This is a genomic window from Candidatus Nitrososphaera evergladensis SR1 (assembly GCF_000730285.1).
Taxonomy (GTDB): Archaea; Thermoproteota; Nitrososphaeria; order Nitrososphaerales; family Nitrososphaeraceae; genus Nitrososphaera; species Nitrososphaera evergladensis.
Genome location: NZ_CP007174.1, coordinates 312824 through 330187, shown reverse-complemented (window position 1 = coordinate 330187; position 17364 = coordinate 312824). Strand labels below are relative to the sequence as shown.

Annotated in this window: 20 protein-coding genes; 9 read left to right on the top strand and 11 right to left on the bottom strand. The window is 44.3% G+C overall.

Going from position 1 to position 17364, the window contains the following annotated elements; translation table 11 throughout:
• Positions 1–173: 173 nt before the first annotated feature.
• The 3 genes from NTE_RS16215 to NTE_RS01620 all read right to left on the bottom strand — a co-directional run bounded on the left by NTE_RS16215 (position 174) and on the right by NTE_RS01620 (position 2194).
• The gene (locus NTE_RS16215; RefSeq protein WP_158384970.1) at positions 174–329 is read right to left on the bottom strand and encodes a hypothetical protein; all 156 of its coding nucleotides are present in this window, start codon (positions 327–329) and stop codon (positions 174–176) included.
• Between the two features lie 186 nt (positions 330–515).
• Positions 516–1439, bottom strand: a complete 924-nt coding sequence (locus NTE_RS01625; protein ID WP_158384968.1) for a zinc ribbon domain-containing protein — start codon at positions 1437–1439, stop codon at positions 516–518.
• 194 nt (positions 1440–1633) lie between these two features.
• A complete protein-coding gene (locus NTE_RS01620) occupies positions 1634–2194 on the bottom strand; it encodes a hypothetical protein (protein ID WP_226987112.1) in 561 nt (186 codons plus the stop codon).
• Between the two features lie 230 nt (positions 2195–2424).
• Between NTE_RS01620 and NTE_RS16210 the strand changes: the two genes are divergently transcribed.
• The gene (locus NTE_RS16210; protein WP_158384966.1) at positions 2425–2565 is read left to right on the top strand and encodes a hypothetical protein; all 141 of its coding nucleotides are present in this window, start codon (positions 2425–2427) and stop codon (positions 2563–2565) included.
• A gap of 1027 nt (positions 2566–3592) precedes the next feature.
• On the opposite strand, the gene NTE_RS01615 is transcribed toward NTE_RS16210, so the two are convergent.
• Positions 3593–4387: an MEDS domain-containing protein gene (locus NTE_RS01615; protein ID WP_148699441.1), complete on the bottom strand. Its 795-nt coding sequence runs from the start codon at positions 4385–4387 to the stop codon at positions 3593–3595.
• Between the two features lie 130 nt (positions 4388–4517).
• On the opposite strand from NTE_RS01615, the gene NTE_RS01610 reads away from it, so the two are divergent.
• Complete coding sequence (locus tag NTE_RS01610; protein ID WP_148699440.1) at positions 4518–5141, top strand: hypothetical protein; 624 nt, start codon at positions 4518–4520, stop codon at positions 5139–5141.
• A 115-nt stretch (positions 5142–5256) separates the two neighbouring features.
• On the opposite strand, the gene NTE_RS01605 is transcribed toward NTE_RS01610, so the two are convergent.
• Positions 5257–5955: an RAD55 family ATPase gene (locus tag NTE_RS01605; RefSeq protein WP_158384964.1), complete on the bottom strand. Its 699-nt coding sequence runs from the start codon at positions 5953–5955 to the stop codon at positions 5257–5259.
• On the opposite strand from NTE_RS01605, the gene NTE_RS01600 reads away from it, so the two are divergent.
• Together NTE_RS01600 and NTE_RS01595 are read left to right on the top strand one after the other, a co-directional pair.
• Positions 5949–7652: an MCP four helix bundle domain-containing protein gene (locus NTE_RS01600; RefSeq protein WP_148699438.1), complete on the top strand. Its 1704-nt coding sequence runs from the start codon at positions 5949–5951 to the stop codon at positions 7650–7652. The genes NTE_RS01605 and NTE_RS01600 overlap by 7 nt on opposite strands.
• A 155-nt stretch (positions 7653–7807) precedes the next feature.
• Positions 7808–8251 carry a hypothetical protein gene (locus NTE_RS01595; protein WP_148699437.1) on the top strand — a complete coding sequence of 148 codons (444 nt, stop codon included), beginning with the start codon at positions 7808–7810 and terminating at the stop codon, positions 8249–8251.
• A gap of 77 nt (positions 8252–8328) precedes the next feature.
• Here NTE_RS01595 and NTE_RS01590 read toward each other — a convergent pair whose 3' ends face one another.
• Complete coding sequence (locus NTE_RS01590; protein WP_226987111.1) at positions 8329–9576, bottom strand: cation:proton antiporter; 1248 nt, start codon at positions 9574–9576, stop codon at positions 8329–8331.
• A gap of 341 nt (positions 9577–9917) precedes the next feature.
• On the opposite strand from NTE_RS01590, the gene NTE_RS17495 reads away from it, so the two are divergent.
• Positions 9918–10130, top strand: a complete 213-nt coding sequence (locus NTE_RS17495) for an archaellin/type IV pilin N-terminal domain-containing protein (protein ID WP_420835299.1) — start codon at positions 9918–9920, stop codon at positions 10128–10130.
• Here NTE_RS17495 and NTE_RS01580 read toward each other — a convergent pair.
• Together NTE_RS01580 and NTE_RS01575 are read right to left on the bottom strand one after the other, a co-directional pair.
• Positions 10077–10487, bottom strand: a complete 411-nt coding sequence (locus tag NTE_RS01580; protein WP_148699435.1) for a hypothetical protein — start codon at positions 10485–10487, stop codon at positions 10077–10079. The genes NTE_RS17495 and NTE_RS01580 overlap by 54 nt on opposite strands.
• Positions 10488–10904: 417 nt before the next feature.
• Positions 10905–11666 carry an Lrp/AsnC family transcriptional regulator gene (locus NTE_RS01575; protein ID WP_148699434.1) on the bottom strand — a complete coding sequence of 254 codons (762 nt, stop codon included), beginning with the start codon at positions 11664–11666 and terminating at the stop codon, positions 10905–10907.
• A gap of 402 nt (positions 11667–12068) precedes the next feature.
• Here NTE_RS01575 and NTE_RS01570 point away from each other — a divergent pair, with 402 nt between their 5' ends.
• Complete coding sequence (locus NTE_RS01570; protein ID WP_148699433.1) at positions 12069–12260, top strand: hypothetical protein; 192 nt, start codon at positions 12069–12071, stop codon at positions 12258–12260.
• A 664-nt stretch (positions 12261–12924) separates the two neighbouring features.
• A complete protein-coding gene (locus NTE_RS01565; RefSeq protein WP_148699432.1) occupies positions 12925–13398 on the top strand; it encodes an SRPBCC domain-containing protein in 474 nt (157 codons plus the stop codon).
• 141 nt (positions 13399–13539) lie between these two features.
• Here the strand turns inward: NTE_RS01565 and NTE_RS16205 are convergent, their stop codons facing one another.
• The 3 genes from NTE_RS16205 to NTE_RS01555 form a co-directional block, all read right to left on the bottom strand.
• Positions 13540–13704, bottom strand: coding sequence for a hypothetical protein (locus tag NTE_RS16205; protein ID WP_158384962.1), 165 nt, complete (start codon positions 13702–13704; stop codon positions 13540–13542).
• 4 nt (positions 13705–13708) lie between these two features.
• Positions 13709–13840: a hypothetical protein gene (locus tag NTE_RS17235; protein WP_264357932.1), complete on the bottom strand. Its 132-nt coding sequence runs from the start codon at positions 13838–13840 to the stop codon at positions 13709–13711.
• A gap of 792 nt (positions 13841–14632) precedes the next feature.
• Positions 14633–14848, bottom strand: coding sequence for an Lrp/AsnC ligand binding domain-containing protein (locus tag NTE_RS01555; RefSeq protein ID WP_148699430.1), 216 nt, complete (start codon positions 14846–14848; stop codon positions 14633–14635).
• Positions 14849–15547: 699 nt separating this feature from the next.
• Here NTE_RS01555 and NTE_RS01550 point away from each other — a divergent pair.
• The gene (locus NTE_RS01550) at positions 15548–16090 is read left to right on the top strand and encodes a 4Fe-4S dicluster domain-containing protein (RefSeq protein WP_148699429.1); all 543 of its coding nucleotides are present in this window, start codon (positions 15548–15550) and stop codon (positions 16088–16090) included.
• A gap of 458 nt (positions 16091–16548) precedes the next feature.
• Positions 16549–17112 carry a methane monooxygenase/ammonia monooxygenase subunit C gene (locus NTE_RS01545; RefSeq protein ID WP_148699428.1) on the top strand — a complete coding sequence of 188 codons (564 nt, stop codon included), beginning with the start codon at positions 16549–16551 and terminating at the stop codon, positions 17110–17112.
• Positions 17113–17364 lie beyond the last annotated feature (252 nt).

Here is a 17364-nt window from a genome sequence, read left to right as displayed (position 1 = left end):
CTCTGCAAGCTAAGAGGTCATCATATTTAGCTTCCTCTCAAGTTGCACTTTTTCGTACAGGCCGAGGGCGGAACGTCTGTATGTACAAAAAACAAAATCCTGCGATATTGTACGTGTATATACAAATAACATATTGCTGTAGAAAAAAGTGAAAAAAGAAGAAGTCGGCTCTTTTAATGCACGGCTTCCTTTGCCTTCTTTATCAGTTCGTCGATCGAGAGATCTTTGCTTTTCAAGCTGACGTCTGTTTGCTCGATGACGTAGTTGCTTGTAGTATCAATCCTCCGTTTTGAGATGAATACCTCGTTGCGGTTGTCCGAGTAGCTCATTCGTTCCCCCTCACGTTCGTAAACATGGAAAGTTCGGATAGAACGAATGCAAAGGACCAGATAAAGGTAATGGAAGTGTCGTCCACCATAATATAATCATCATTGTTATTACCCAGCGAACAAGCGGCCTTTACCGCTGCTTGTATACATGCTTATAAAAAAGAAGAAAAGGAGAAGAAAATATTTTCAGGATTGCTTTGTGCCGCAAGACGAGCAGAACTTGGCCTCTTTTGGTATCTGGACGCCGCAGCTGGTGCAGTACTTTGTTTCTGTCGTCACGTTTACCTGCTCAAAGCTCCTTAGCACCTTGTCCTCTCCCACAAGCTCGTTAATACCCGCCAAGACACCCCGTATGATGTCATCGTTAAGGTTGAACACCGGCCTGACAGTTCTACCGTCGCTGGCATCCTTGCACGTCAGCTGGATCATCAAGTCGTCCTCGTTGAGCCCCTTCTTTCTTGCAATGATGTGAGCCTCGATGACGTTGGCAGATGGTATCATGATTTCCTTGGAATCCGGCGACTTGAAGGCGAGTCTGTTCTTGCCGCCACCTTTTTCTCGCACAAGGAGCAGCTTGCCTCCAAGAATCTGCTCATTCCACCCGGGATAGCCTTCGACATAGTCGCATTCGTACGCCCTGCTATCTATGCCGACTCCAGAGGCGGCAGAAGAGGAAGAAGACGACTTTTCAGTAGCAGTAGAAAGTGCACTATCTGCAAGGAACCTTGACTGGTCCCGGATGTACTTCCAGAGGTTGTCCTCGAATTTCTTGGCAGTGTACAGTTTTACCAAGGTGGCGCTTATGCCGACGACGGGCACGATAAAGAGCGGCGCAGAAGTTACCAAGTTTTTGCCCCACTCACCCGTGCCCACAGAAACCTCAAAGCTGCCTGGAGAGCCCTTTATGGTGATGTCCGTGCTCCTTCTTGCCCCCGCAACGGTGCGCAAGGCGCTGGCCTTTCTTGCTTGGATAAAGAACCACGATGCAGGCGCGGTAGGGTCTTTTGAGAATGCTACTTCAAACCCGTTTTCCTGCAGGTACATCTCCACCCTGTTGGCAAGCCTTTCTAGGTCGGTATTTAGTCCAGAAAATTTTTCAGTTTTCCCCATGCGATCAGCACGCAAAAAGTAGTATTTTAATCTAAACGGTTCTTCCATAGTCGGAAATTATGCTGTTATCTTCCGGAAAGAGATTAGCGTATTTGTATATATTTACGCAACTCACTTTTCCCCGCACCATATTTTTTTCTGCGCCCTTCTTTTGCGCCATCTACATATGCATATACATACACATGATAAACCCATCATACAAAGCCCAGTGCCAGGTTTGCCATCACGAATATCAAGGCCACCTGAAATACTCCCTGGCTTCCTGCCAGCTTGACGTTTCTCATGCCCCATTTTATGATCTTGTTCCGGTCGGGCTCTTTTTTGCGAAGTTCAAGGTAAACCCTGATCTCGGTTGGCATCATCATTCCAAATCCTTGGACTGAGAGGATGATCACGATGACTATGGCCGCAATTATGGTGGGCGATTCCAGCGTCAGCAGGCCAAGCTTGCCTGCCATGTTTATCCCGGAGGTTATCGCCACCGATGCAAGAGACGGCATGAGAAAGAGCATGACGGGCACCAGTTTTTTGATCACCTGCGTTCTTGCCTGCGGCTCCAATCCTTTCATCACCCTGCTCATAACAAGCCCCATAAAGAGGTCGATGCCTGTCCAGGTACCTCCGGTGATCACGTGGACGTAATTAAGAACGAGCAGGTTTCCATAAACAAGGGCAAAGATAAGGCCCGCTATTGGAACTAGGAGGGTCAGCATGGAGTACGGCGATACGATGCGGTGCTGCTTTTCCTCGATCACTTTTTCTTTATAATCCAAGCTTGTAATTATATGTGTTCAATTGAAAGAATAACACAAGACGCCTCCAGTTGGCATTAAATCCTAGTTTAACCATACCAAAAAGTTGACGATTGGCGTTATTGATTAGGATTATTTTACATTTTGACCACTATACGTTTCTATAATGGGCAGCTTTATGATGGACAATAATTGACATGAGCGAATCAGCTTTGGAAGGTGCCATTTTCTTTATGATGAGGACTTATCTGGATTCCGGGCTTGTCACGCCAGAGCAAGCAAACCAGGTGTTGAAAAGGTTGCAGGAGAAAACAAGAGAGTATTGCTCGCAGCAGCAACAACAACGTCATCTAGGCAATACTACAGGGCTTTAACCGAATAACCACAAAAAGAATTGGCGATAATAATGTCGTTATTCGGTGCTACAGGATTCTTTCATCCGAATCCCACAGTAAATTTTTCGATAATCGTATAAACCCTTTTATTTTTTGTTCGCGGTTTATAGAACCGGAAGCGTCTGGGGGCCAGAATGTGGAAGCTACTCAACTTCATCTACCAGGTATTCGACGGTCACAGTCTAGGATGTTGAATTTCTTGCTCTGTCCGTCATGCTTCTGGGCCGCTTCTGACATTGCGAATTGGAAGCCAGATGCCTGTCCTGTTTGCAAAAACACTCAGGTAAGTTGCATCCCAGTCAAACTGGATAACGGTACTAGTGCACCCGCTGCTCTTCATTAAGCTCTCTGCGGCTAGACCAAGTTTCTTGACGAGCCCACATATCCTCTCTCTCTACAGTACATCTCAAAAGCATATACACATATGCGCGTGTGCGTATGCGCATATGTTCCAGCAAATACGGTCAAAATATCATATAAGATAGTACACGAAGAATCATGAAGGGACCAAGCTTACGTCCAATATTTCATTAAAACTAAAGATAGTGACAGAAAGCCTTAAGGCTAATTTTTGTAAAAGACACGTAGCCAACTGGCCGAAAAAGAAGACAGATGCACTGTTCGGCGCCGCGCAGCAGGTAAAGGCCTGCTGAGCCTAGGTTAAAAAGCAGTGCCTGCAAGACGCTGGAAAAGGTAATCCGCTGCCCGCAAGGGTATGAGGATAGTCCGAATGTATTTTGCAGGGGCAAACCACGGGGCCGCTGGGACCCTTGAAGGTAGTCTCGAAGGGAAAGCCACATGTCCTCGAAAGCCAGTTGGCACATTCTTATTATTGCCATCATAATCACCGCGGTCTAATTTTAGACCGTCAGCATATCTCTCTCACAAATACACGGAGCGAACCTGCTTGTATTTGTGTGTGTGCGAGCATATGTGGGTCTCAAAGAAGCGCTACTGGGATAGTCCCTCACTCTTATGACAGGAGTCGCGCGTCGTGCTTATTTTGTTAGCTTGCTGACACGGCAGGTACTTGACGGCGAAATGCTATTTCGGTCTTTAAATCTTTTAACACAGCTGCCAAGATGGCAGGCGAAGAATCTTTGAAGAACTTGGCTACAGCACTTTCTAAAACTTCTGGATCAGAAAGGATTGTTTTTTCATCTATCTTGTAAACTGACTTTAGAGTCTTTAGCATTAGATCAGAAGTTGTAGAGCCAAGAACCTTATTGAAGGCAGAGGCCAATACGCTCTGCAATTTGTCTTCCTTCCATTCCGCATATTGCGCACCGTAATGAATGGTATATTCATGGGCATTTAGGATGGCGATTAGAGTGCTTACAGACGTATCAGAAAAAGAGTCTGTATCGTAGCAACATACCGCTTCAGTAAGAGATCGAGGTCTTTTGCCAATACTGTCTTCATATTCTTTGACGTGTTCTTCCTGACCATCTTGGATGAAGGCGTCTGTACTGCCTATTGCCAGAATGCCCTTAGCCTTTGTCTCATCCATTGTTCGTGAGATAATATTGTGCCACGACTCCAGTGTTTGCGACACAGATAAGTTCTTTTCATGGTCAGAGATATAGACCGAATCTAATGACATTACTTTTAACATGCCATTTTCAAAATATTGTTCAACGTCAATTCCTGCTCGAGCCATCCTTTCCAGCACTTTATCAGTATTAGGTTCAGCGGCATAAATCACCGCATATCCATTCGAAAGGTATCTGCCAATTATGTCATAGAGGTAAGCATACTCGGTTTGCTGAAGCAGACATAAAGAGTGCGTTTCACGTAGCATGAGAATAATTGCATTGCAACTATCTCTGAGAGCTTATAAATGTTCACGATCATTACGCCTTATGACGATTTCGTTTGTTGCGGTTGTACACATGATCTTTAAATATGGTAAATTAAAATAATGGCGTGCAATGCCCCAGGACTACGACAATTCTCACATCCTACACGTTATTGAATCAGCTCTTGAACTGATAGGAAAAGGATCAAAGCAAGTTATTCTCGATTACTTGAATGTCAGATACGGCATGAACACGAAGCTAATTGTAGATTATAAAGATGAATTTGAAAATTATCTGCGCGAGACAATTGGGGACAGCGCCGAAATAATAATTTCGAAGATTGATGCGACACTGTACGAATCCAGAAATAATAACAACAACCGCTACAACGACAATTGTAATAACAATACCAATGGCAACGGCCATCATAACCATAACCATAACCATAACAAAAATACCAACACTACTGTCTTACAAGAACAAAAAAGATCTGTTTCCGGCAAGCCAGCGGGATATGAAAGGAAAAGAATAACAGATGTCGTGCATTTCCTAATCTGCGATAGCTGCTTCTGGTGTGCATCGGTTCTTCGAGAGTGTCATGAACCAAAATGCCTGTCATGCGGAAGCAAGATAGTTTCTACCGTACCAGTTATGAGTAATGAAAAATTCCTAGTTGAAGTTGACGAAAAGCGTGGAATTTCGCTGTCATTCCGTGAAGTCGGCATCAATAAGCAGCAGGTAGTAAAGCCACAGTAGTGTGCACGTCTGTGCATGCATACGCATACTTCACAACACACACACATGAACACCTAGACCTGTGTGCATATGCACACAAATACTGGTACAAATACTAACAAACTTTTGTGTCGCTCTATCCGGCCAACTGTAGAAATGAGATCCCTTCTCTCGGATTCAAGAGAATGGCCTGATACCTAGAACTATGCTGGGTCCCGCGCAGCTTTCTGATTATTGCTCTTTTCTTTGCCTCGTAGCCTTCAATGTAAGACTCAAAGACAATTAAGCCATCTGCGACAAATTCCTCAATTCCAAAGCCAATCTCGGTTTTGCCTATGCTCTGCTCCAGTATGGCGATGACTGTACACCCTTGGTCTTTTATTATCCTGTTTAATACGATCTCTAGGATCCTTCTCTGTTCCGTAGGAGGCACATCACCAAAGAGCGCATTCAGCGAATCTATTACCAGCCTCTTGGCGCCAGTTTCCATAACTGTCTTGACAATTTTATTCAGAGTATCCGATACTGCTTCTGATGCTAGGGGCGTGAATTCTAGAAAACGGAGGGTATTTTCTTCGATAGATTTTTTGATGTCAAAGCCATAGCTCTTTGACATGTTGCGCATAAAAATTTCTTCACGCTCAAGAAATGAGGCGTAAACACCCGGCTCCTTTGCATTCATAGCGCCATTTAACAAGAATTGTATTGCAAAAGTAGACTTGCCGGTCCCAGGATGACCCGCAAGTATGATAAAGCTTGAGCGGGGAAATCCACCCCCTATCAAACTATCAAATCCGGGGATCCAAGTTTTGGCCAACGCTGCAGAGTTTGACAATATGTACCCCACCATTATCGGTTTGTAAGGCATTTTTATACTCTCTTATTTTAGGCGCAATATGTGCCCTAAAACAAGCACTTTTTAGTCGGAAGTGTCGAAGCCAAGCAAGTACATTTTCAATGCAGACTAGGGCGTTGCTTGTCTTGTCATTCGTAATAATTTCGGTAATTCCAGCTTCGCTTCTATCTGCGATATCGTTCTTTTCTCTTTCAAGACTGGAGCAAAGTATATCCAACATTTACCTTGGAACCGTGACTATTATCAGCAATCTATCGGATGGTCACAAAGATCTGATAGAAATGAGGCTAAACGTGGGCCGTCTTATCTCTGCCACTGACGATCAACAGAAACAAGGCATTTTAAAGCAAATAGAGCAGAACGAAGGCAATTTTCTAAGGACCCTAATAGGATACAAAGAGATAGATGACTTTCCATTGCAAATAGACATACTTCAACGTCGAGGGCTGAGCAACATGACCTCGTATGAGGATTCGCTGCTTACTCAGGTTAATGACGACTGGCTAGAATATCAGCAAGCGAGAAACATGGTCATCACTTTAACCAACGAAGGATCGAGAGAGAACGCAACGGCGTATTCCAATACAGTTGCCGCAGACAGGTTCTCAAAGCTGGCAACAAGCTACAACAAAATTGTAGACCTGAACAACAACTTGGCATCCATAATGTTTGATGAATCTCAGTCAGTTGCCAAGCAAGCGTATACATTTGCAGTTATTACGTCTGCCTCATCCATCGCCTTTGCAGTTGCAGCAGCTTTTCTCATCTCCAAAAGGCTTGCTCCTTCGGTCGACGAATTGCAGAGGGAAGCAAGAAAGAAGATCGAGATGTTTATTTCAAAAGGCATTGGCGGCAAAGGAAGAGGCAATGACGACTCGTCAAAGCTAGCTACTACAATCTCGACCAACAACGTGCAGAAAGAAAAAACTAGTGAATCAACTCCCTCTGCATTAATTCAGACTGGTAGGAACAATAGTGACAACAATAATAATGACAATCTTGTACCCGAAGAGCTTGAGGAGCAAGTTGGAGACCTATTGCAGAAAGGACCAATGATACTACTGCATTTCAGCCAATACAAAGAATTAATGGAGAGACAGCATGCATCCGAAGATAATCAACAACAGACAAGGATAAGAACAGTAGCCGATTCTCTGCTTGATTACTACCTTACGACAGCTACCGGCGACGCCTCATCATCGCCATCCTCATCATCAACATCATTAAGAACAACATCGTCATCGTCGCCATCATCAGAATCCTCTGCCAGAGATAAAAAAACCAATCTCGTGCTGATAACGAAGAGGACCAGCAATCTGTATTCGCTTGGGCGCAACGCGGGTGCAACAATTTATGTCCTGTCATCGTCATCGCAAGATCCAATTACAACATCAGCAGATGGGCTTTTAGTCATATCAATCAACCAGACGTCACTAATCTTGGAAGCCATCAAACGCACCTTACGGGAAAATCCAAATTCTGTAATAGTTTTGGACAATATTACAGAATTAATTCATAAGCTTGGATTTGCAAAGGTATTTTCACTTATCCAAAGTGTGTCTGATGAAGTTTCACCGTATCCAAATTCGAGAATAATTGTATTGATCAATGAGAATGCACATCCTCGAAATGAGGTAGAGGCTATTGCGACTATTTGCAACGCGTTCATAAGATAAGGAGAAAAGGACACCATCCAAAGACAAACACACTACTATATTACCTAGAATAAACTTCACATTTTTTCATCATTTGAAAACAAAGTAAACTATAATCAATTAGAGTTGCGTACCTCATCAAAATACTTATATTAGAAACTTTATTTTTTGAACACATGTCCTCTGACAGCCATAGCATAACCTTGGATGCCATAGAGAAAGCGTTGGCAATTGTTGGAACCGAATCAAGAAACGTGATTCTAAATTACATCCAAGACAGGTATGGGATGGATCTGAACACTCTTGTCAGATACAGAGGAGAATTTACAAATTATCTGGAAGAGATGCTGGGCGATAGCGCAGAAATCGTTGCGTCAAGAATTAACAAAGTGCTGGACAGACATCAAGCCAAATCCACCACCCTTGACCTCAAGCATCCATTGTGTTACATATGCAATCGCACGTATGCATCAGAAAGTATGCGTCGACACCTAATGATGGATCATACAAGAGAAGAAGTCGCGCATCATCTTGCTGTAATTTACGTGGATGATTGGCGTGAAGAGGCAGAATTGCAAGTCGAGAACAACTCTACTCTGCATCAGTTGCTTCATAACTGAACTCCACTCCACTCACACGCTCTCTCTGCAGATACTTGAAATCCAAACGATGATGTAGTACGATAATTTTTTACAGATTAAGATGGAGGCAGGTCGCCGCCTTCTTCCCGTTTTTCCTCTTTTTCTTTTTCTTCTTCTTCCTTCTTTTCTCCCCTTAAAGAGTTGGCAAGCTTCCAGCCAAACTTGATGACATAAGGCGAAAGGAATGTGGTGATTATAGTCATCGTACCGACCATGGGAAGTATGAAGGCGCTTGTCGCGCCAACGTCAGCGCCACCCTTGGCTGTCACAAGTGCAAGCTCGCCTCCAGATGCGGACAGGGCAAAGCCCGCCTTCATTGAGGTCTTTTTGTCAGTGCGAAGCAGCTTGGCAGAAAAGTACACGGTTGCAAATTTTGACCCAAAGGACGTTGCAATAAGTATTAGGGCAGGTGCTATAAAGAGCGGAAGCAGGGAAATATCCATAAGCGCGCCCACAGAGACAAAGAAGAGGGCTGCAAACATGTCCCTCAAAGGCATTGACAATACTCGAGCCACCGCATGAGACTTGGATTCTGCTACAAGCACGCCTGCAAAAAAGGCTCCGGCTGCAACAGATATCCCTATCTCGTTTGCAATGAACGACAAGCCAAAGGCCACGCCCAAAACAGCTACTATGACCAGATCGTGGTGGTTGGTCCTGCCAATAAGGTCTACGAACTTGGGAACGGTCTTGGATCCGATAAACAAAGCGCCTCCAATGAACGCTAGAACAAGGCCGATAGAGACGCCTATTTCCAGTATTGAAAGGCTGCCGGTTGATGCAACTGACTGCAATACTGCAAGGATAGAGACTATGATGATATCTTCGATTACTGCAACACCAAGAAGTAGAACCGATGCCTTGTCTTGCAACATTCCAAGCTCTTCAAGCACGCGCATCACTATCACCGTGCTTGTGACAGAGATTGAAAGCGCCAGAAACAGGCTGTCAAACAGCGCCAGCCCCATCGCCTGGCCTACGACATAGCCAAGAGCCAACGTGCCAAAAGCCTCGGTCATTGCTATGACAAGGGCCTTCTTTCCAACCGACCGCAGCTTGGCTATAGGATATTCTAGGCCGACAACGAATAGCAGCAAGACAATCCCTATCTCTGCAAGAAGATTGACAACCTCTGGATGGGAGATTAATGAAAACGGCGGGGTGTAAGGGCCGATGACCATCCCTGCCGCGATGTAGCCTATGACCATTGGTTGCTTTATCTTGTAAAAGACAAGGGCCATGACAGAAGCAATTACCATCACAATTGCAAAATCCTGGATAACTTGGGCTGCTTCTGCTACCATCTGTGTTAGTAGTAGATAGCATTGGTTAAAAATGTACGCGAAAAATTTTGGTATCATGGTTTGCATTATCCAATAACTGCAATGACATGTGCATACGTGTTTATGAAAAGTGCAGGGTTTGCCATTATGTTTTTCTGTTGCCTTGATATGACTGGTAAAGGAAAGCGACGGGATCAGAAGAAGCAGTTGAACTTCTTTACCCGTAAGCAGAGGTCAGGATTTGCAATTTGACAGAAAGCAGCTACTAGTATTTAAACTAGGTATTACCGAATAGAAGATTGTTCAATTTAAAGGAATTACGTGGGTAATTGCCTTACTAAAATAGAAGTAAAACAGAGCTTATGGTTATAGAATTCCATTCTATATCGGATGCTATGTCTAACAAGACATTTGACGCAAGAAACAACAATAGAAGGGCAAAAAAAGGCATCTCGCCTGTCATTGCAACAGTCATACTCGTTGCAGTCGCAGTCGTGATAGCCGCAGCGCTGGCCGGCTTCTCATCCAGTCTTTATTGTCACTTTACCCTGTGGCGAAGCTACGGTGTTATCTGAAGTTAGCAGGGTGACATCGATGTCATAGGGTGCTTCGCGGGGTTTGCCATCCTTGGCCGTCTGCAGCTGGACCATGATCAAATAGTCATTGCCGTCCGCAGGCAGTTTTGGCGCGATAGGGGTAACGGCAAGTTGAAAAGCATCGCGGCTAGAATCACCTACCAATGATGACGAAGAAGAAGAAGACGTCGCGGCTAGCGCAGAATTGGTTGAAAAGGAGAGCAGTGAAGTTGCCAGCATTCCTAACAACAGCAGGCCCACAACGGGAGCAGCAGCCTTGCCGTTGACACTTGTCTTGTGCGCGCCTGTAAATGTTCTTGCAACACTCTTGAAGCGACCGTCTCTAACGGAATTCATTTGTCAACAACAATGTCGCTTGCAGCTCAATGAAAATTCCCGGCTCATTATGGCAGAATTTTGTGGGTAATTATCTAATTAAATACTAGCATCTGAAACGATAAGAAAATTCTATTCGGAATGATAATCACAATGCGCATTAAGCTTTTTGCGGTATGGTAGAAAGTGCGCTCATCTCTCTGTCTTCGCATCCAACAGAGAAAAACAGATAGAGTTTGAGGAGGAGTGAGAGAGGAAAAGGGGCAAGGTGATGACCGAGGAAATGATGAGAATGACAATAATGGTTATATCGCTTGGGAATTTCCAATAAAAGACATCTCTTTCTTGACTATGGAAACTTTTCATTTACGTGCGTATCACGACACTAAGTGTTGGCAGACCTATGTGGCGGCAGCATCACCATCATTGCCGCCATCATCAGGTCGAATTGATAATCTTGTCGTTGGTGTCTTTCTTACCGATTAACTTTAGAGATTCACTCCAAATGATGCCACTTACCCCTTCGGTCAACTTTATTCTATCTATTAGTGTCATCAGATCCGCATTTGTCTTGAACACCACTTCCACACGGAGATCAAAGTTACTGCCTCCCATTGCTCTTGAAACAGAAGACACAAGATCACTCATGCCTAGAATCTCCGTTCCGATACTTTCTATTGCCCTATTCGTTGTTGAAATCAACAGAGTCGCACTTCTCCAACCAAGCTTTTCTATCCGAAGAGAGTAATGGGTCTCAAGTAGGCCATCTTGCAGACGCTTTCGTCTCCTTTGAATTGTACTTAAGGGAATGTCCAGTTCTCTTGATAGTTTAAGAGATGAGACGTGCCCCTGTGATGAGAACAGATGATGCAGTATAGTCTTGTCCGACTTTGTCAAAACCGGCATGTCGCTTTCACTTCTTTTTGGCCTTCCAGGTCTCCTCCTGTGCTGCTCGCTATGAGCGTCAATCAAGGCGTGCAGTCCCTTCAAAAGACCTGCAAGACTATCTATCGACACTGAAGCCAGTTCTTCTGAATTAACGCCAAGATCCTCCAATTCTTTCAGGATTTCATGTCTGGATTGACATTCCTTGTGCATTTCTGGACTTGTTCCTACTTCAATTGCATATTCGTCAGCTTTTTTGGATGATGCAGAGCTATTGTATTGTTCGGTTGTTAGCGATGCAGCCACCGGTATCATCTTCTAGTAGGAGAAGATAGTAGCTAGTGATATAGAGAAAGCGTTCGTAAATACCCAGCAAAATGAACATTTTAGTCACTACGAGTTATAGTAAATGGTTAAACTTTTCACTAAGGATGTTTCAGGATGAATTGATTTTGCTGCAAATCCTTTCTCGGGATATAATGCATAGTTGTTTCCATAATAGGTAAAAATAATAAGCTTGTATGGCTCCTATGCCAGCAATAAACAACAAGGTCAATTCCTTCATATGGGGAACCTCCTTACGGCAGAGTCAGCATGCCTTTGCGTTTACACATTCAAAGGGTAGAATTATCTATTAGTATTAAATGACATAATTACCCTCTATATTGAGCATTTTTGGACAGGATATAGATCTAGCCCGTATACCAACAGGACGTTATGGAGCACGAACTTTTGCAAAGGTATGGACATCCATTCTTTACTAGGGACCAGATTGACGCGCTGATGGATTATTTTGGAGTTGAAGATCATGACCTGCTCGAGCCGTTTCTAAACAGAGAGATTACGGAAGAGGCCGACTATGCATTCGGACTTGTCGGAAGCAAAACTAGAGAAATGCGACAGCCGTAAATAGAAGACGACGAACATTTAGGACAAACCGGCAATAAAGATTTTCTGCAGATTTTATTATTGAAAAAACGTATTATCATATTATTATTCCAAGGCCGAATTCCTATGCATCTGCTCTGCGCAATAGCAAAGCCGACATGTGCACAATCATTCGAGTCGCATTCTGTGCAGAATGGTACACCGTCAGAGATTTCAACAGCGACATCTTTTTGCCGAACATAGTCATGCAGCTGGACAAGGCGATCCACTACAAATTTGTAAGAGATATCTCGGTTGCAGAAAAATTCTTCCTTTCATGCAAGCTCAGCCACATGCTAAATGCAATCACTCCTTCACTTATGTCATTATTGCGAATAGTCATCATGAGGTTGCACCTCCAACTTTTGAGTGGTTATACTCGTGATACAAGCGCTCTTTCTCATGACCACTGTACCTGCGGGTAAGTCACATTTTTTCTATGTTAAGGATTAGGTGAGACAATCCTGACCCCATGGTAGCATTTTACTAAACAATCTAACTAACACATTTTTAGTGTAATTAGACAGAAATGTAGAGTTGCGGGATATCGTCTTTTGTTGTAGTAGTAAGGGCAACATAGTCTTTGTTGAAACAACATGCATATTGTTCAGTTTGACTTAATAGCATCATGGCCATCTAGTTTTTCGTGGAAGAAATCCACACAACGGTCGTTATTGACACTCCAGCGTTTGTAGTGTGGAATATAATTGCAGATTTTCCAAAGTATCCCGAATGGAATCCTTTCATCCTAAAGATAAGCGGCGAGCTGAAAATAGACTCCAAACTTGAAATGGAGATCAAGCTTGCCAACGAGAAGATCGTGCACGACGAATTTGTAGTGTTGGACGCGGAGACAGAACGCGAAATAGCTTGGGGCGGAAAAAATGGAGGAAATCTCTTTGGCGTGGAGCACCGGCTTGCAATACAGCCTCTTGCGTACAGCCGTGTGACGTTCCTTCAGACCGTGCGGTTTGGAGGAGACATTGTTTCGCTTGTTGCAAGAAACCTGCAGCCGCTGCTTGGCAAGCAGCTAGAAAGCATGAACGTGGCGCTAAAGCAACGGGCGGAACAAAGCTGGAAGGAAAACCCGCCGCCCGACAAGAGCGATGTAGCCGGCTAACCGAGTACAGGTTTTTGTCAAAAGACGCTGAAAATATTTTTCCCTGTCGTTGTGTGCATATATGGTGCGTGCTTGCAGCTCGTGTGCAACATCGGGCAAGTCTGCGCGCATACTTGTCGTGCAAGAATATGGGCTTGGCTGTCAGGCAGGGATTTCTACCTTTAGCTTTTTCCATCTACCGTCTATGGCAGAGATAGCTTGTCTGCCCATTGATCTTCTTTTTATCCCATCAACGACTATCAACGTTGCCATTGCAGCCAGGACTATAGATCCCAGTACAACAGATACAAGGCCTACAGGTTCCATTTTTTTACAGCCTCACCTGTGTTGCTCCAAACAGTTTTGCCTGTCTCCACTTAGCCATTCTCCACGCCGCCTCCATTGCCGCAAATGTTGGCACAAAGCCGAGGGCTACCCATGAAATAGATTCAAGCAGGTTCATTGCAGACCAAGTTACGTAGAGATTAGGGATTAAGGATCCTAGCTCTTGGTTATTACCATTCATAACGCAGTCAAATTAATCATAAATGATTTGACGTTAGCCTGACGGCCACCGACAAATCAAACGTGTGTTTGAAATTTCAAAGCTATGTGCTAGCAAGTAATTAAACAGAATTCTGGCTAACTTTTTCCATGGAAAAAGAAGAAAAAATAACAACAGCATCGTATGCTTTTGAAGAAAGCAGATGTGAATCGTTTGGAGAATGCATGTGCGATTGCGGATACTGCAACATTGAAGGATAGCATCATTATGGGGAGGATTCATCCGCTGTCAAAGGCGGATGATGAGAAGCAGTACGCGGCGCACACAATAACCTCAGCATTTGAATAACTCGGCTTGAGCTGCGCTCCATATGTACACGCACATACACAGATCAATAGGAGAACTGTGTTACCGTTTATTTTTAAGTAGGAAGTGTCAATACAGTATTGACGTCTTTAAGAATATGAGATTATTTGGCTGGAAACCAAAAGGCAAGATGTATAGTTTGAGATGTGGCCAGTGTGGAGAAGGCTTTCTGTCTAGCTACCACCTGGAAGCGCCAATCTGCGGCAAATGCTTGCAAAAGGCAAAGTCGCTCAATTCCACAATTGAGCACGAGAAGCAATGCCAGGGCTGCGGCTCGCAGGGCGTGATATACGGAAAGCAGTATTGCTACTCTTGCTATTTTGGCTTTCAAAAGAAGCAATAGTTGGAAGCGAAAGAGCCAAGAAAAAAACAGGCTCTAACCCGCTAGCCTTTGAATCCTACCATTGTATCGGTATTCAAGAGATTTCCCAATTTCCTGATCTGCGCTATCGCCAGCGCGAATTTGTCGACCGAGTCTGATTCTACCTTGACGACTAGATTGTATGTCTTGTCTAGTTTGTAAGCGTAGGATACCCCGGGAATTTCCTTTATCCTCTGCAATAGGTCATTCTGGCTACCTTCTACACACTCTATAAACATAAAGCCGATTGGAATCAATTCGATCTCGTAGAAATTTAATCAAATTAAAGTGCTTCCGGCTGCTACAGCAGGCAGAAATATACACACACGCATACCGGATGTTTTGACTAGCAAATCGGAACTGAACACAATATGGCGCGCGATATATGATAACAGCTGATTCACCTTGCCACTTTCTTGGCCGGCATTATACCCTTATTCCGCGCTCTGATGACGATTAATTTCGTATTCGGCCTTGGACACACAGCTATCGCAATATCTCTGGATTACTATGCAATTTTCCAGCCTAAATAACGCCTCAGTTGTCGCTTCTTTTGAGCAAGTTCCGCAATGCTGGGGCGGTTTATACTTTATCGGTAGCAGAGGCCTTGTCTTGAAGGGCTTGGACATTTATAATCAAAATACTCAATGCCGACGATATAATCACTGGGTAACTTTGTTCCTCAAATCAGCTGCATTTCAGCGCGCCGCTTGCTTCCACGTGTACTGCAAGAAGTATTTTTCCTTCTAAAAATAACATGGCATAAACTTTGCAGCACCTTTAACCGCCCAGCTGGCGTTAGATTTTTTTGTCGCATGTCTGTTTTGTACATTTATTTTATCCTGATAAAAATTATTATGTAATTATAGGTAATTATTAGAGCAGATTGCAGATAATTTCTAAAGAGTTAAAAGAATTGGCGACATAGAGTACAAGAGATGCCAATAGACCCAGAGTTTCCTAAAAACCACCAGGTCATAGGAAAACACAAACTTGCAGACGGAGAGCACTTTCATTTTGTGTGGGGGCCGGGAAAGGTAGCAGAAGCAGCGGAGAATGAGGAAGTCAAGAAAGCGTATGAAACAAGAGGCGAACAGATTGTTCCATTAGGCGTTCACGGCACGATGGTCGCAATCGACTGGGACTCTTGCATTGCCGATGGTGCCTGCATAGAGGCGTGCCCGGTCCAGGTGTATGAATGGTACAGGACAGATCATCAGGATGTGCCCGCGATAGAAATGCAAAACGCAACCAGCGCTGGCAAGGGCGAAGACCATTCAAAAGATGGGCGCATGGATTTTACCGACAAGTCGGATCCGATAAGGGAGCACGACTGCATATGGTGCATGGCGTGCGTTTCAGTGTGCCCGCCGCAGGCAGTCAAGGTTGACCAGAGCAACCTGGAGTTCCACGAAAAGGCTGCAGGCACCTTCAACGAGGAGCTGGCAAAGGGTAGCGCGCCTCCACCACACGCACATTAACATACACACATACATCACAACAACAACGAACCAAATCTTTTTTCTTGTCTGCCCTACTTCATTTTTTGAAAGGCCGTCTGAACATGCGTTTTGCGCGTACCCATCGACAGAATTAAAACGCTAGATTTTTTTGGTAAAAGAATGATTTGTGATCCAGTAGTTTTGGCCTTGACAATTTGCAGTCTTGACCGTTGCATAGGCGGAGGAGCCTACCATATGCAACACATTGCATGGACTTGCACAGAAACGCATTTTTTTGCAAAGAATACCTATCAATATTATAAATCATAATTGATTGCCTAATTTCTCATATAATTTCTATAATATTGCTCTTCCATGACACAACTAATAACGCACCGTCAAGAGCAGGTTTGTAAAACCTATATGCATTTGCTATAGGTTTTACAACACAAGCAATTAGAATTATGATTTTCTGTAGAATGACGAGGTACTAAAATATGGCACAAATGCCCGCACTGATACCAAAAGAAGTCGAAATCCAGAGACTGAAAAAGATCTACATTTTTTGCATAGTGCTGGGTTCCATTGCAGCCTCCGTCGAAGTAGACAACTTCGTCGATGGCTCGCTGCACCAAACGACCATACGTGACTCTGCATTCACGCCAGCTCACTGGTGGCTGTACAGCCACTTCGTGGCCCTCCCGCTAGGATGGGGAATGGTAGCAATGTACTGCAGAAGGATTCCAGTACTGCGGGGTCCAGGCAACTCGTTGAACACGGGCTTGAAGATAACCATCCTCGGCTATCTGGCGACCATGTTCACAATCGGTGTGAATGAGCTATGGCACTTCTGGTTCGTAGAAGAGATATTTGCAGTACCCAACCACTGGATGTTCAACATGGGTGTCGTAGTGGCATTCATGGGTGCATTAGCATTTGTGGTAAGGGTGTACGCCAGACTGGTGGAACTGGGTGCAGAAACACCGGCAAGGAACCCGTATGTAGCAGAGATGTACAAGCTAGCGCTTGAAGGCAAGCTGTACAGCAGGTCGATACCGTAAGAGCAAGCTCTGGTACACATACACACATGCATCTGCGTCGAGGGCAGAGGATCTCATGTTTGGCCTCTGTCCTCACTCTTTCTTTTTTTGAAAAAAAGAAAAAGGTCAGATTTTGCATTCGAGGGACACGAGCGAGTCTGTGATGAAAAAGGCCGGCGCTTTTCCAAAGGCTTCATTCAGCGCCGATTCAAGCATGGTCTTCAGGTACAGCGACCAGTTTTTCCCAGGTCGTGCTTTATGATGATGGTTTCC